General features: G+C 59.2%; 15 protein-coding genes and 1 pseudogene. 3 read left to right on the top strand and 13 right to left on the bottom strand.

The genetic code is table 11. From position 1 onward, the window contains the following. Window positions 1–38 precede the first annotated feature (38 nt). The 6 genes from AB9L16_RS07105 to flhA all read right to left on the bottom strand — a co-directional run bounded on the left by AB9L16_RS07105 (window position 39) and on the right by flhA (window position 6,550). Window positions 39–827, bottom strand: coding sequence for a protein phosphatase CheZ (locus AB9L16_RS07105; RefSeq protein WP_016771058.1), 789 nt, complete (start codon window positions 825–827; stop codon window positions 39–41). Between the two features lie 18 nt (window positions 828–845). After that, window positions 846–1,217: a chemotaxis response regulator CheY gene (locus tag AB9L16_RS07100; RefSeq protein ID WP_024012118.1), complete on the bottom strand. Its 372-nt coding sequence runs from the start codon at window positions 1,215–1,217 to the stop codon at window positions 846–848. Window positions 1,218–1,384: 167 nt separating this feature from the next. Beyond that, a complete protein-coding gene (gene fliA / locus AB9L16_RS07095; RefSeq protein ID WP_016771059.1) occupies window positions 1,385–2,125 on the bottom strand; it encodes an RNA polymerase sigma factor FliA in 741 nt (246 codons plus the stop codon). After that, on the bottom strand, window positions 2,122–2,952 hold the full coding sequence (gene fleN / locus AB9L16_RS07090) for a flagellar synthesis regulator FleN (RefSeq protein WP_016771060.1): 831 nt from the start codon (window positions 2,950–2,952) through the stop codon (window positions 2,122–2,124). Before fleN ends, fliA begins: the two co-directional genes overlap by 4 nt. A 116-nt stretch (window positions 2,953–3,068) precedes the next feature. Continuing rightward, complete coding sequence (flhF, locus tag AB9L16_RS07085) at window positions 3,069–4,409, bottom strand: flagellar biosynthesis protein FlhF (RefSeq protein WP_323621760.1); 1,341 nt, start codon at window positions 4,407–4,409, stop codon at window positions 3,069–3,071. 11 nt (window positions 4,410–4,420) lie between these two features. Next, a complete protein-coding gene (gene flhA, locus AB9L16_RS07080) occupies window positions 4,421–6,550 on the bottom strand; it encodes a flagellar biosynthesis protein FlhA (protein WP_016771062.1) in 2,130 nt (709 codons plus the stop codon). A 623-nt stretch (window positions 6,551–7,173) separates the two neighbouring features. On the opposite strand from flhA, the gene AB9L16_RS07075 reads away from it, so the two are divergent. From AB9L16_RS07075 to AB9L16_RS07065, 3 genes and pseudogenes are all read left to right on the top strand, one after another. Continuing rightward, window positions 7,174–7,533: a DUF6124 family protein gene (locus AB9L16_RS07075; RefSeq protein WP_217850644.1), complete on the top strand. Its 360-nt coding sequence runs from the start codon at window positions 7,174–7,176 to the stop codon at window positions 7,531–7,533. Window positions 7,534–7,809: 276 nt separating this feature from the next. Further along, complete coding sequence (locus tag AB9L16_RS07070) at window positions 7,810–10,122, top strand: Ig-like domain-containing protein (RefSeq protein WP_375123286.1); 2,313 nt, start codon at window positions 7,810–7,812, stop codon at window positions 10,120–10,122. A 25-nt stretch (window positions 10,123–10,147) separates the two neighbouring features. Then, a pseudogene (locus tag AB9L16_RS07065) lies at window positions 10,148–10,365 on the top strand (DUF6124 family protein); the annotation flags it as partial. Here AB9L16_RS07065 and AB9L16_RS07060 read toward each other — a convergent pair. The 7 genes from AB9L16_RS07060 to fliN form a co-directional block, all read right to left on the bottom strand. Next, a complete protein-coding gene (locus AB9L16_RS07060; protein ID WP_375123788.1) occupies window positions 10,291–10,839 on the bottom strand; it encodes a hypothetical protein in 549 nt (182 codons plus the stop codon). The pseudogene AB9L16_RS07065 and the gene AB9L16_RS07060 overlap by 75 nt on opposite strands. Window positions 10,840–10,978: 139 nt before the next feature. Beyond that, window positions 10,979–12,118 (bottom strand): flagellar biosynthesis protein FlhB, encoded by a 1,140-nt coding sequence (gene flhB / locus AB9L16_RS07055; protein ID WP_016771065.1) that lies wholly within the window; start codon window positions 12,116–12,118, stop codon window positions 10,979–10,981. A gap of 3 nt (window positions 12,119–12,121) precedes the next feature. After that, window positions 12,122–12,907, bottom strand: coding sequence for a flagellar biosynthetic protein FliR (gene fliR, locus AB9L16_RS07050; RefSeq protein WP_073472764.1), 786 nt, complete (start codon window positions 12,905–12,907; stop codon window positions 12,122–12,124). Between the two features lie 3 nt (window positions 12,908–12,910). Continuing rightward, a complete protein-coding gene (fliQ, locus tag AB9L16_RS07045) occupies window positions 12,911–13,180 on the bottom strand; it encodes a flagellar biosynthesis protein FliQ (protein ID WP_016771067.1) in 270 nt (89 codons plus the stop codon). Next, the gene (gene fliP, locus AB9L16_RS07040) at window positions 13,177–13,935 is read right to left on the bottom strand and encodes a flagellar type III secretion system pore protein FliP (RefSeq protein ID WP_016771068.1); all 759 of its coding nucleotides are present in this window, start codon (window positions 13,933–13,935) and stop codon (window positions 13,177–13,179) included. Before fliP ends, fliQ begins: the two co-directional genes overlap by 4 nt. Further along, entirely contained in the window at window positions 13,935–14,387 is a 453-nt protein-coding gene (fliO, locus tag AB9L16_RS07035) for a flagellar biosynthetic protein FliO (RefSeq protein ID WP_016771069.1), read from the bottom strand. The genes fliP and fliO overlap by 1 nt, the downstream gene beginning before the upstream one ends. Next, complete coding sequence (gene fliN / locus AB9L16_RS07030; RefSeq protein ID WP_016771070.1) at window positions 14,388–14,846, bottom strand: flagellar motor switch protein FliN; 459 nt, start codon at window positions 14,844–14,846, stop codon at window positions 14,388–14,390. It lies immediately after the preceding gene. Window positions 14,847–14,874: the final 28 nt, after the last annotated feature.

Below are 14,874 nucleotides of genomic sequence, written 5' to 3'. Positions count from 1 at the left end.
ACAGGTCTAAAAACCCAAAAAACCCGAATTCCGAAACTCTAGAATCCAAGGCTGGATAACAAATCGTCCACATCGTCCTGACCGGACACAACGTCTTCTCGTTTATCGGCATGAATCTGCGGACCTTCACCCTGCGAGAGATGTTTTTGTGGATCTTTTTCAGCAAGCATTGCGGCGCGGTCATGTTCGATGCCCGCAAAGCGGTCGACCTGACTGGCCATGAGCACGAGTTTGAGCAGATTGCTTTCGACTTCGGTGACCAGTTGGGTCACACGCTTGATCACTTGACCTGTGAGGTCCTGGTAATCCTGAGCCAGCAGGATGTCGTTGAGGTTGCTCGACACCGCACGGTTGTCCGTGCTGCTGCGTGACAGAAAACCGTCGACCCGGCGCGCCAGTTCACGGAACTCTTCAGCCCCGACCTCGCGACGCATGAAGCGGCCCCAATCGGCGCTCAACGTCTGCGCTTCATCAGCCAGACTGTTGACCACCGGGGTGGCGCTTTCCACCAGATCCATGGTGCGGTTGGCCGCGGCTTCCGTCAGCTTGACCACATAGCCCAGGCGTTCGGTGGCGTCGGTGATTTGCGACACTTCCTCGGCCTGCGGCATGTGCGGATCGATCTGGAAATTGACGATCGCACTGTGCAGTTCACGTGTGAGCTTGCCCACTTCCTGATACAGGCCGCGGTCACGGGTCTGATTGAGCTCATGGATCAGTTGCACCGCGTCGCCGAACTTGCCTTTTTCAAGGCTCTCGACCAGTTCGACCGCGTGTTTTTTCAGGGTCGATTCGAAATCGCCCTGTGATGATTCGTTATGCTCCATAGCTCCCCCGCGCATTCATCAGCCGATGCGTTCGAAAATCTTCTCGATTTTGTCTTTCAACGCTTGAGCCGTGAAAGGTTTGACTACGTAACCGTTCACACCGGCCTGAGCGGCCTCGATGATCTGCTCGCGCTTGGCTTCAGCAGTCACCATCAACACCGGGAGGTGCTTGAGTTTTTCATCGGCGCGCACGTGACGCAGCAGGTCGATACCGGTCATGCCCGGCATGTTCCAGTCCGTTACCAGAAAGTCGATGCTGCCGCTGTTGAGCACCGGAATGGCAGTGGTGCCATCGTCGGCCTCGACGGTGTTGGTGAACCCAAGATCGCGCAGCAGGTTCTTGATGATCCGCCGCATCGTTGAGAAGTCATCAACGATGAGGATTTTCATGTCTTTGTTCAATTCGACCTCCAAGCAGTCTTAAACGCGCCCAGCACCTGGACGCGCCACTTCAATCAATCGGCGCAGCACTTAAAGTTTGTCTGGAGCACAACGGATCGAGACCGGCGCCGTTCATCACCGCACCAGCCTCGTTTCGCAGTGTCCCCACACTGCCTTCAGCGCGCTCGCCACTCCCCCAAACGCCCCCGCAGACGGGCCGCGCACTGGCTGTGTAACTGGCTGACCCGCGATTCACTGACGCCAAGGACTTCACCGATTTCCTTGAGGTTCAGCTCTTCGTCGTAGTACAGCGCCAACACCAGTCGCTCACGCTCCGGCAAATTGGCAATCGCGTCCGCCAGCGCCGCCTGGAAGCGTTCATCTTCCAGATCGCGTGACGGCTCCATATGAGCACTGGCGCCATCCTCGTGCAGCCCTTCGTGTTCGCCGTCCTGCAACAGGTCGTCGAAACTGAACAGGCGACTGCCCAAGGTGTCATTCAGAATCCCGTAGTAATCGTCGAGACTCAATTGGAGTTCGGCCGCAACCTCGTGATCTTTAGCGTCACGGCCGGTTTTAGCTTCAATCGAGCGAATCGCGTCGCTGACCATCCTGGTATTACGGTGAACCGAGCGTGGTGCCCAATCCCCTTTGCGCACTTCATCGAGCATCGCGCCGCGGATTCGAATGCCCGCGTACGTTTCGAAACTGGCGCCTTTGCTGGCGTCGTATTTGGTCGAGACTTCCAGCAAACCGATCATCCCGGCCTGGATCAGGTCTTCGACCTGCACGCTGGCCGGCAGGCGCGCCAGCAAGTGATAGGCAATGCGCTTGACCAGCGGCGCGTAGCGCTCGATCAATTCGTATTGCGCGTCACGCGCCGACTTTTTGTAAAGATTCATGCCACTGGCGGTCATATCACAGGCCCTGCGGTTTGCTGCACGAGACGCTCGACGAAAAATTCCAGATGCCCGCGCGGGTTGGCGGGCAGCGGCCAGGTATCGACCTTCTGGGCGATGGCCTTGAAGGCCAGTGCGCACTTGGAACGGGGAAAGGCTTCGTAGACGGCGCGCTGCTTCTGCACTGCCTTGCGCACGCTTTCGTCGTATGGCACGGCGCCGACGTATTGTAGGGCGACGTCGAGGAAGCGATCCGTGACCTTGGTCAACTTGGCGAACAGGTTGCGCCCTTCCTGCGGGCTCTGCGCCATGTTGGCCAGCACGCGGAAGCGGTTCATGCCGTAATCGCGGTTGAGCAACTTGATCAGCGCGTAAGCGTCGGTGATCGAAGTCGGCTCGTCGCAGACCACCAGCAACACCTCTTGCGCGGCGCGTACGAAACTGACTACCGAGTCACCAATACCCGCAGCGGTGTCGATCACCAGCACGTCGAGATTGTCGCCGATGTCGCTGAACGCCTGGATCAGGCCGGCGTGTTGCGCCGGGCTCAGGTGCACCATGCTCTGCGTGCCGGAGGCCGCCGGCACGATGCGAATCCCGCCCGGGCCTTGCAACAGCACGTCGCGCAGTTCGCAACGGCCTTCGATAACGTCGGCCAGTGTGCGCTTGGGTGTCAGCCCCAGCAGAACGTCGACGTTCGCCAGGCCCAGGTCGGCGTCCAGCAGCATGACCCGACGGCCAAGCTCTGCCAGCGCCAGCGACAAGTTCACTGACACGTTAGTCTTGCCGACGCCACCTTTGCCGCCGGTCACCGCGATCACCTGTACGGGATGCATGCTGCCCATGTTATTTCTTTACCTTGTCTTGCATAGACGGAGGCCACATTACTGGCTGCGCGTTCCTGATCGGAACAATGCGTGGCAGACCATCGATGTAGGTACAAAAACTGTTCATGATTACCTCAGCCAACCTGCTTGGTCGGGCTGTGATAGATATCAGCGAACATGTCAGCCATGGCTTCTTCGCTGGGTTCTTCCTGCATTTGCACGCTGACGGCGCGGCTGACCAATTGATGACGACGCGGCAGATGCAGATCATCCGGAATCCGTGGGCCATCGGTCAGGTACGCGACCGGCAATTCATGACTGATCGCCAGGCTCAACACTTCGCCGAGACTGGCCGTTTCATCCAGTTTAGTCAGGATGCAGCCGGCCAGCCCGCAACGCTTGTAACTGTGATAAGCGGCGGTTAGAACCTGTTTCTGGCTGGTGGTTGCCAGGACCAGATAATTTTTTGAGCGAATGCCACGCCCGGCCAGGCTCTCAAGCTGCATGCGCAACGCCGGATCACTGGCTTGCAGGCCGGCAGTATCGATCAAAACCACGCGTTTGCGTAGCAGTGGATCCAATGCCTGCACCAGCGACTGACCCGGATCGACGTGCGTTACCGGCACGTTGAGGATGCGCCCGAGGGTTTTCAATTGTTCCTGCGCGCCGATGCGGAAGCTGTCCATGCTTACCAGTGCAACGTTCTGCGCGCCGTACTTGAGCACATAACGCGCGGCGAGCTTGGCCAGCGTGGTGGTCTTGCCCATGCCGGCGGGGCCGACCATGGCAATCACACCGCCCTCTTCCAGCGGCTCGACTTCCGGTACGGCAATCATCCGCGCCAGGTGCGCCAGCAGCATGCGCCAGGCCTGACGGGGTTCTTCGATATCGGTGATCATCGCCAACAGATCGCGCGACAGCGGGCCGGACAGGCCGATGCGCTGCAGACGGCGATACAGATTGGCCTGGGCCGGACGGCTGCCTTGCAGCTGATTCCAGGCCAGGGTGCCGAGCTGCACTTCCATCAGCTCGCGCAGGCTGTTCAATTCAAAACGCATCGAATCCAGTGCACGCGGATCGACACCCGCGGAGGCCTGCGCAGGGGCTGCGGCCGGGCGCATCGGTGCGGCGTAGGTCGGCTCGCTCAGCGGTTCGGCAGCGGTCAGCGGCAGGCCTGCGGTCAATGGTAGCCCGGCGAACAATTGCTGATTGGTGTTGCCGTCGGCTTCGCCACGCAGGCTCAGCTCGGCCTGGGCAGTGACGATGCGCGACTGGGTCTTGCGCAGCTCGTCTTCGAGTTCCATGTTCGGAACCCGTGGCGCCAGCGCCGACAATTTGTAATCCAGAGCCGCCGTCAACTCGACGCCGCCGGCGATGCGGCGGTTGCCGATGATGGCGGCATCAGCGCCCAGCTCATCGCGAACCAGCTTCATGGCCTGACGCATATCGGCGGCGAAAAAACGCTTAACTTGCATAAACCACTACCTCAGCCGTTGGGCCCTACTGTCGCAACGATGGTCACTTGCTTGTTGTCCGGTACTTCCTGGTAGGCCAGTACATGCAGCCCTGGCACTGCGAGGCGGCCGAAACGCGAGAGCATCGCGCGAATCGGGCCTGCTACCAGCAGGATCACCGGTTGGCCTTGCATTTCCTGACGCTGGGCCGCTTCGATCAACGAACGCTGCAGCTTCTCGGCCATGCTCGGCTCCAGCAGAACGCCCTCTTCCGAGCCTTGTCCTGCCTTCTGCAGACTATTGAGCAATATCTGTTCCAACCTTGGTTCCAATGTGATTACAGGCAGCTCGGACTCAGTGCCTACAATGCTTTGGACGATTGCACGGGATACGCCGACCCGCACAGCGGCGACCAACGCGGCGGTATCTTGACTCTTGGCAGCGTTGTTCGCGATCGCTTCGGCGATGCTGCGAATGTCGCGCACCGGCACGTGCTCGGCGAGCAGCGCTTGCAGGACCTTGAGCAACTGCGACAGCGAAACCACGCCCGGCACCAGCTCTTCCGCCAGTTTCGGCGAGCTCTTGGCCAGCAATTGCATGAGTTGCTGCACTTCCTCGTGGCCGATCAGCTCACTGGAGTGCTTGTACAGAATCTGGTTCAAGTGCGTGGCGACCACGGTGCTGGCGTCAACCACGGTGTAGCCGAGCGATTGCGCCTGGGCGCGCTGGCTGATTTCGATCCACACCGCCTCCAGGCCGAAAGCCGGATCTTTGGCGTTGATCCCGTTGAGCGAGCCGTACACCTGGCCGGGGTTGATCGCCAGTTCGCGGTCCGGGTAGATCTCGGCCTCGGCGAGAATCACGCCCATCAGCGTCAGGCGGTAAGCGCTCGGCGCCAGATCGAGGTTGTCGCGGATGTGCACGGTCGGCATCAAAAAGCCCAGATCCTGCGAGAGCTTCTTGCGCACACCCTTGATCCGCGCGAGCAATTGCCCACCCTGATTGCGGTCCACCAGCGGAATCAGGCGATAGCCGACTTCCAGGCCGATCATGTCGATCGGCGTCACGTCGTCCCAGCCCAGCTCTTTGGTTTCCATGGCGCGGGCTGGCGACGGCAGCAGTTCCTGCTGACGCTTGACCTCTTCCAGCGCGACAACCTTGGCAACGTTCTGCTTTTTCCAGAACAGGTACGCGCCGCCCGCAGCCAGCGCGGCCATGCTCAGGAAGGAGAAGTGCGGCATGCCCGGCACCAGACCCATCACCGCCATCAAACCAGCGGCCACGGCCAGCGCTTTCGGCGAGGCGAACATCTGGCGGTTGATCTGCTTGCCCATGTCTTCCGAGCCGGAAGCACGGGTCACCATGATCGCCGCTGCTGTAGATAACAACAGTGATGGCAATTGCGCCACTAAACCGTCACCGATGGTCAGCAAGGCGTAAACTTTGCCCGCATCGCCGAAGCTCATGCCGTGCTGGAAGATACCCACGGCCATGCCGCCGATGAGGTTGATGAACAGAATCAGCAGGCCGGCGATGGCGTCACCACGGACGAACTTGCTGGCACCGTCCATCGAACCGTAGAACTCCGCCTCCTGGGCGACTTCCTGACGGCGCGATTTGGCCTGGTTCTGGTCAATCAAACCGGCGTTGAGGTCGGCGTCGATCGCCATTTGTTTGCCGGGCATCGCATCGAGGGTGAAACGCGCGCTCACCTCGGAAATCCGCCCGGCACCCTTGGTCACCACGACGAAGTTGATGATCATGAGGATCGCGAAGACCACGATACCGACCACGTAGTTACCGCCGATCACCACCTCACCGAAGGCCTGAATCACCTTACCGGCAGCGGCGTGGCCGTCCTGACCGTGGAGCATCACCACCCGCGTCGAGGCCACGTTCAAGGCCAGTCGCAGCAGCGTCGCCACCAGCAGAATCGTCGGGAACACGGCGAAATCCAGCGGCCGCAGCGCATACACGCAGACCAGCAGGACGACGATGGACAGGGCAATGTTGAAGGTAAAGAAGACGTCGAGCAGGAACGGCGGCACCGGCAACATCATCATCGCCAGCATGACCAGCAGCAACAACGGCACGCCCAGATTGCCTCGACTGAGGTCGGCAACGTTGGTGCGTGCTGTATTGAATAACTGAGTGCGATCCACCGGTTTTCCCCGTTCCTTTAAAGCAAACTTTTGACGCCCCGAACGGGCGCAGGGCGGCTACTGCAAGAAGCTTTCCAACTTTTGCCGGGGAATGAAATAGAGCGGTTTTACTTGGGATTTATCGGCTGATTGGGCTGGCCCCTTCGCGAGCAGGCTCGCTCCCACAGTTTGACATGCATTCCCAATCGGACATTTGGAATACGGCCCCTGTGGGAGCGAGCCTGCTCGCGAAGAGGCCTTCGAATGCGGCGCATTTTTTTCGATTTAAACGAAGCTGTTTAAAAGACACCTGCAGACACGGTCTCAAGGCTACAAATCCTTGCGCCATTGCCTACAGCCAAGCCAGAATCCGCCGGCTTGTGCGCTTTGGGGTCGAGTTCTATCGTGGTCCGGTCGCTGACGAATCAGCGATCGGGTTTAGCGACTCGAACTCAAGTCAAAGGTGCATCAGCGTTCCAGGCTTCGTTGCGGATCTGTATTTTCGCGATTTCGTCATGGTGGCTGTATGCGGGAGACCTTCGGGTCTGCCGGGTGCCTTTGACCGGTTCGCTAACCCGCGTACAGCCGCCACCCTCCCTGTTTAGCGACAGGTTGTCGCGGCTCCATTTCAAAGGAGCTTCACCATGATCAAACCAACACCCAACCCGCCCGAATCCGACCCCACCTCCCCCTACGAATCCCTCGATTCAAAAAAACTCCACGAAGCCGCCGATCGCGCCCTCGACCACTACCTCTGCCCACCCGGCTCGACCCCACCACCCTTCAGCCCCCGCGCCATGTACGCCGTCACCGCCGACACCAAAAACGAAGACCTCCTGGCCAACGCCTGCGAAACCCTCGCCTCGGCCAAAACCATCGCCCAGGAATTCGCCGGGCTGGTCAAACCATCGCAGCGCCGAACGCTGATGGGGATTGCGCAACTGATCATGCTCGGGGAACTGGCGGTAAATCGGGTGCTGGATAATCTGGAGTTGCCTGGATGATGCGGTTCGGCTGAGTGATTCGAGTGAGAGAGCCGGCCTTTTGGCGAGCAAGCGCGCTCCCACATTTTGATCTTCTTGGATGCAAATCTTGCAGCGGCTGAAGATCCTGTCGAGTGCAGCTTGCGCGAGCTAGGCCTCTCGGCGGTGCAGGAGCGCCCACCCCTTCAGCGATACCATTGGTCGGAAAACCGTCCCCACCTGTCAGATCTGACAGGTGACGGGCGCCTCGTTCTGCGTTGTGATGAACCTTGCCTGCCATTGTTCCTGGAGAACAGAATGAGCGTTCAAGTCCATTCAACCGAAGCCAACGCTGCCCTGGCCTTGTATCCCGTGTACCCCCCGCAATGGATAACACCGGTGCTGCCTCCAGGTACTGCCGATGGTGGCCTTCCTCTCTCGGCATTCACTCCATCTGGGGTAGAACTTGTCATCGACCCCATAACCGGCTTGCGGAACTGGGTCATGGCGGCTTATGACGTCGTGACTATTTTTGTCAACGGAGTCAGCACCGGCATCAGCAAAACCATCTATCCCGGTGAGGAGCAGGAACGCATTCTTTTGCGCGTGCCGGCGAGCTGGTTCACAAACGGTGTCAACGATGTCCACTACAGAGTGACCCGAGCCAGCGGTAACGACGCTGACTCACCCACACTCAAGCTGCTCTACAACAACCCGGCGCCTACCGTCACCGTCAGCCATCCACCCAGCGTCGCACCGGGGCAGACGGCAGTCATCACGATCACCGTCGGTTACCCACGGTCTCACGACACGGTCACGCTCACCATAGGCACCTGGAGCATCACATTTCCCAACCCCACAAGCCCGATCACCCATACCCTGACGGCTGCCGAATTGCAGTTGATTGGCGACGGCACCCATTCGGTCTTCGCCAGGGTGCGCGATCAATTGACCAACAACAATGAGTCGGCGACGACCCCGATCACTATCACCGCCAATCAGAAGGTGTACAACTCGCCGATAATCGCTGAGGCCGTGGACGGCATGCTCGACGTGGCCGCACTGAGGGGCCAGGACGCCACGCTACGAGCACGCGACTGGACGGGAATCCAGGTCGGTCAGCAGGTGTGGTTGAAGCTCACCGGCCAGAAACCCGACGGCTCGGCGCACGTCCTGCAATTCTGGAATGGTGACACCCACAAGGTGAATGCGACCTGGGTCAGTCAGGGGTTCTGGGATAAACCGCTGCTCATAGCTTTTCTGAAAGAATTGAAAGAAGGATCGCTGTTGAAACTGGAATTCTGGGTATCGGAGGACAAGAGCAATGACTTCGCTAGCGCCACGCGGTTTCCGGATCAGGTGTATACCGTCATTGGCCTGCAACTTGACCTGCCACCCCCGACCTTGAACCCGCCCACAGTGCCGATTGACGTTTTGGCTAATCCGGATGGAGTGAAGCTTCAGATAACAGGCTTCGCAGCAGAGAAAGACGATAAGGCTCAATTCGTCCAGGTGAACGCGCCGGCCGGTGCGCCGCCGTTTCCGGTGGTGGATTTTGTTGGTGGGATTGCAGAGATTTCATTGAGCGCTGCGTTTCTGGCGGCTTCGCATGGCAAGGCGATTGAGTTTCGGTGGGATTTGATTCGCGCTGGGGTACCGGCCTACGAATCACCTTCTGCCAATTTTGATGTTATGAAAATCGCCGATGGAGACCCGCGTTTGCCGACGCCTGACATTGCCGGCAATACCGGCGACGTACTGAACACCACAGAACTCTCACCAGAAGCACGAATTCTTGCGGCGCGATGGCCGCTGTTCGAACCAAGACAACCGATTTGGGTAACGTGTGCCGGCTTTGACAAGAATGGCAATGCCGTCAGCAAGCATGTGAGGTCGGGAGAGTTCAATGAATCAGCGAACGGCTTGTCAGTGGAAGCGCCAATTGAATGGCTCAAGGCTCTCAAGGACGGGACGAAGCAGACGACAACCGTGAAAGTAAACCTTGATGGGGTCGCCGATGCCGCTAAGGCGGTAGTTCTGCCGTCGCGTATTTATACCGTCAAGGCATTACATCCTTTCACCATAGAAACCGTCCTCATGGAGCTTAATGGTCTGAACATCAATGCTGACTTTCTTGCTCTGACCGGAACTCCAGCACCCGGAACAACCCAAACGCGCTCACCAACCTCTGGCGATGGTGACTATGCCTATTTCTCCAGTTCTACAGATGTAGCGACAGTCGACAGCAACGGACTGGTCAGCGGCTGCAAAAACGGCAGTGCGACTATTACGGTACGAGAAAACAGCACGCAACGAGAAGTTTCGTTCCCCGTCAGAGTGCAGAATGTTACTCGCCTTGTTATGACACCTACCCATACCTACAGCATCGGTGCAGCCATTAATTGGATGAATTCGATAGGTGGATCACCCGTTTCGAATGCAGCCATCGATGTTCTTAAAGTCAAATTCAGGCCACTGGTGTCCAGCGCAGGCGGCTGGTTATGCCGAACTGATGGATGCGGCGCTGGGCACTACCTTTCGGTAGTAACCAATAATCCAAATGCCTGGACAATTTCCTGCTTCACCGGCAACAACTCCCAAGCACATGGTTGGTGCTTGTTACCGGAATGAGTTTGACGCAGGAGCGGCGATCGCCTTGTATGCCGTTACCGCCGACGCCAAAAGTGAAGACCTGCTGGCCAACGGCTGCGACAGCCTTGCCTCGGCCAGAACCATCACCAATGACTTCGCCAACCTCAATCCGCATCACAGCGCAGAACCCTGCTGGGAATCGCGCAACTAATTGTGCTCGGCGAGCTGGCGGTGAGTCGGGCGGTGAGTCATGTGCTGGAGAATCTGGAGTTGCCGCAGTAGCAGGGATTTTTGACGAGCTTGAGTAAAGCGCTGTGGAGGCTGACGTCTTCGCGAGCAGGCTCGCTCCCACAGAGATTGGCGTCGATCACAAACCTTTTGTCTAGACGACGGACCTGTGGGAGCGAGCCTGCTCGCGAAAGCGACCCGGTAGCCGATGCATGTCTTCAGGCATAAGAAAACGCCGCATCGTTGAATAAGGGCGGCGTTTTTTCGTTTCGGGGCTTTGCGATCGGTTGCTAAATACCGAAGGATTTTCACTTTCCCATTTTTGGTTCTGGGCAATTCGAACTCGACTTCGCCGCCCACTTTGATCTTCGCCTGCAAGGCCTCAGCCAATGGAACGCTGAATCGGTACTCTTTGGCAGTCAGAAAAAAACCCGTGGCTTCGGCAAAGGAAAGGCATCGTCCAGTCGGCTTCGGCGTGATGGTGCCTTTGCCGGTTTTTTCATCGTAGCTGCTGAAAATACCTTTCATCGTCGTGCTCCCTTGCACTCGCTCGCCTGACCGCGCCAGTACGCAGCTGCATCTTGCATCAAACTGCAAAATCACGGCGACTGCACCTGTCAGAGTTGACAGTAAAGGGGAATCTCAGACAAAAGGCTGCGCAGCAACGTCAGGAATCCCGACGCAAATCAGGCGGAATCGGCAAATCATCCTTCAACGGGTCCGGCCGCTTGCCCTTGCCCGCCTGGTGTTGGCGGATCTGGTAGACGTAGGCTAATACCTGCGCCACCGCCAGATACAGTCCACCGGGAATTTCCTGCTCAAGCTCAGTTGAGTAATAGATCGAGCGCGCCAGCGCAGGCGACTCGAGCAGCATGACGTTGTTGGCCACTGCGATTTCGCGGATTTTCAGGGCGATGAAGTCGCTGCCCTTGGCCAGCAGCACCGGTGCGCCGCCCTTCTCCGAGTCGTACTTGAGCGCGACCGCGTAGTGGGTCGGGTTGGTGATGACCACGTCGGCTTCGGGAATCGCCGCCATCATCCGTCGCTGGGACATTTCGCGCTGGGTCTGGCGAATGCGTTGCTTGACCTCGGGGCGGCCTTCCTGGTCCTTGTGTTCGTCGCGCACTTCCTGCTTGGTCATCTTGAGCTTCTTCATGCTCTCCCAGATCTGCACCGGCACGTCGACGGCGGCGATGATGATCAGACCGCAGGCCAGCCACAGCGTGCTCCAGCCCACCAGCAAGACGCTGTGAATGATCGCCATATCCAGTGGTTCGTGGGCGATGCGCAGCAAGTCGTCGACGTCGGCGGACAACACCAACAGCGCCACGCCCAAGGTGATCAGAAACTTCGCCAATGCCTTGAGCAGTTCAACCACAGCCTTGAACGAGAACATCCGTTTGAGGCCGGCGGCCGGGTTCATCCGGCTGAATTTGGGTGCCAGCGAACTTGCCGCGAACAGCCAGCCACCAAGGGAGATTGGCCCGATGATGGCGGCGAGCAACAGGGTTATCATCACCGGCTGAATCGCCAGCAAGGCGATCAACCCTGACTCCAACAGAAAACGGCCCATGGCGCCCTGATCCATGACCACTTCGCGGGACAGGGTGAAGTTCAGGCGCATCACGTCCATCATTTCTTGCGCAAGCATGCCGCCGAAAATCAGCAGCGCAGAGGCGCCGGCCATCATCACGGCCAGGGTGTTGAGCTCTTTGGAACGGGCGATTTCACCCTTCTCACGGGAGTCCTTTTTGCGTTTCTCCGTGGGGTCTTCCGTTTTGTCCTGACCGCTTTCGCTCTCTGCCATGACTCAGCGCGCCCGTGCCAGTTCGCGTAGCAACTGCAAGGCCTCGCTGGCCAGCGGTTGATACTGGTTGAGAATGTCCGCAAGACCGACCCAGACGATGAACAGGCCGAGCACCAGGGTCAGCGGAAAACCGATCGAGAAGATGTTCAGTTGCGGCGCGGCGCGGGTCATCACGCCGAAGGCGATGTTGACCACCAACAGTGCGGTGACGGCCGGCAACACCAGCAGCAATGCGGCGCCGAGGACCCAGCCGAGTTTGCCGGCCAGTTCCCAGTAATGCGCGACCATCAAACCGCCGCCGACCGGCAGCGTGGTGAAGCTTTCAGTGAGGACTTCGAATACCACCAGATGGCCGTTCATTGACAGGAACAGCAGCGTCACCAGCATGGTGAAAAACTGCCCGATCACCGCCACCGAAACGCCGTTGGTAGGGTCGATCATCGAGGCGAAGCCCATGCCCATCTGCACCGCGACAATCTGCCCGGCGACGGCGAAGGCTTGGAAGAACAATTGCAGGGAAAAGCCGAGCACGGCGCCGACCAGAATCTGCTCGCCGATCAGCAGCAGGCCGCTGAGATCCAGCGGGCTGACGGCGGGCATCGGCGGCAGCGCCGGGGTGATGACCACGGTGATCGCCACGGCGAAATACAGGCGCACGCGGCGCGGAATCAGGGTGGTGCCGAACACCGGCATGACCATCAGCATCGACGCCACGCGAAACAGCGGCAACATGAACGACGCCACCCAGGTGCTGATCTGGGTGTCGGTCAGCTGAAGCAGCGATTGCATGGCTTAGCCGATGACCATCGGAATGTTTTTGTACAGCTGGATGATGTATTCCATGAACGTCTGCACGATCCACGGACCGCCGATGATCAGGGTCACCAGCATCACCAGCAGACGCGGCAGGAAGCTCAGGGTCTGTTCGTTGATCTGCGTGGCGGCCTGGAACATCGACACCAGCAGGCCGACCAGAAGGCTCGGCACCACCAGGATGGCGACCATCATGGTGGTCAGCCACAGGGCTTCACGAAAGATATCGACCGCGACTTCCGGCGTCATGGCGAAACACCTCCAAAACTGCTGGCCAGAGTACCGATGATCAGCGCCCAGCCATCGACCAGCACGAACAGCATGATCTTGAACGGCAGCGAAATGATCAGCGGCGAGAGCATCATCATACCCATGGCCATCAGCACGCTCGCCACGACGAGGTCGATGATCAGGAACGGAATGAAGATCATGAAGCCGATCTGGAAGGCGGTTTTAAGCTCGGAAGTCACGAACGCCGGCACCAGAATGGTCAACGGCGCCTGATCCGGGCTGGCAATGTCGGTGCGCTTGGACAGGCGCATGAACAGCTCCAGATCGCTGGTGCGGGTCTGCGCGAGCATGAAGTCCTTGATCGGCACCTGAGCCTTTTCCACCGCTTGCTGGGCGGTGAGGGTTTCCGCCAGATACGGTTGCAGCGCGTCGTTGTTCACCCGGTCGAACACCGGCGCCATGATGAACAGCGTCAGGAACAGCGCCATGCCGGTGAGGATCTGGTTCGACGGCGTCTGTTGCAGGCCGAGGGCCTGACGCAGGATCGAGAAGACGATGATGATCCGCGTGAAGCTGGTCATCAGGATGACCGCCGCTGGAATAAAGCTCAGCGCGGTCATGATCAGCAGGATCTGCAGACTGACCGAATATTCCTGCGCGCCGTCGGCATTAGTGCCCAGCGTGATCGCCGGGATAGACAACGGATCGGCGGCGAACGCCAGCGGCGCGGCCAGCAACAAGACCAGCGTCAAGACGATGCGGAGCGCACCCATTACTTCGTATCCTTTTGGTCCTTGCCAAGAATCTTCAGCAGATGCTGAGCAAATTCCGGCGTCGCTTTTTCACTGGCGGTGGGGACTTCGACCGGCTCTTTGAGCACGTGCAGCGCGGTGATGGTGCCGGGGCTGAGGCCGAGCAGAATCTGCTCGTTGCCGACCTGCACCAGCATCAAGCGGTCACGCGGACCGAGCGCGCGTGAGCCGATCAGCTCGATTACCTGGCCCTTGCCCGCTGGCCCCGCCTGCTGCACGCGGCGCAACAGCCAGGCGAGGAAAAAGATCAAACCCAGCACCAGCAGCAAACCGAACACCAGTTGCGTTAACTGACCGGCCACGCCGCTGTTGACCATTGGCGCGGTGGCGGCAGGCGCGGCAGTGGTTGCGCCCGGCTCGGCAGCCAGCACGCTCAACGGCCATGCCAGCAGCACCCAAAGAAACCTTTTCACTCAGCGCAGCTTCTTGATGCGTTCGCTTGGGCTGATCACGTCGGTCAGACGGATGCCGAACTTCTCGTTGACCACCACTACTTCGCCGTGGGCGATCAAGGTGCCGTTGACCAGCACGTCGAGCGGCTCACCGGCCAGACGATCAAGCTCGATCACCGAACCCTGGTTGAGTTGCAGCAGGTTGCGGATGTTGATGTCGGTACTGCCGACTTCCATCGAGATCGACACCGGAATGTCGAGGATCACGTCCAGGTTCGGACCGTCGAGGGTCACCGGATCGTTGTTCTTCGGCACGCTGCCGAACTCTTCCATCGGCAGACGGTTGGAGCTGGAAGTGCCGGCGTCGGCGGCCAGCAGTGCATCGATGTCAGCCTGGCCGGCATCACCGGTTTCTTCCAGGGCCGCAGCCCATTCATCGGCCAGTGCCTGGTCGTCCTGCGCGTTCATATCGTCGTTCATCATGTGTCCTCGGCGGGCAACAATTCGG

The sequence above is a fragment of the Pseudomonas sp. LW8 genome (assembly GCF_041956865.1).
GTDB lineage: Bacteria > Pseudomonadota > Gammaproteobacteria > Pseudomonadales > Pseudomonadaceae > Aquipseudomonas > Aquipseudomonas siliginis.
This window is presented reverse-complemented; position numbering and strand designations above follow the sequence as displayed.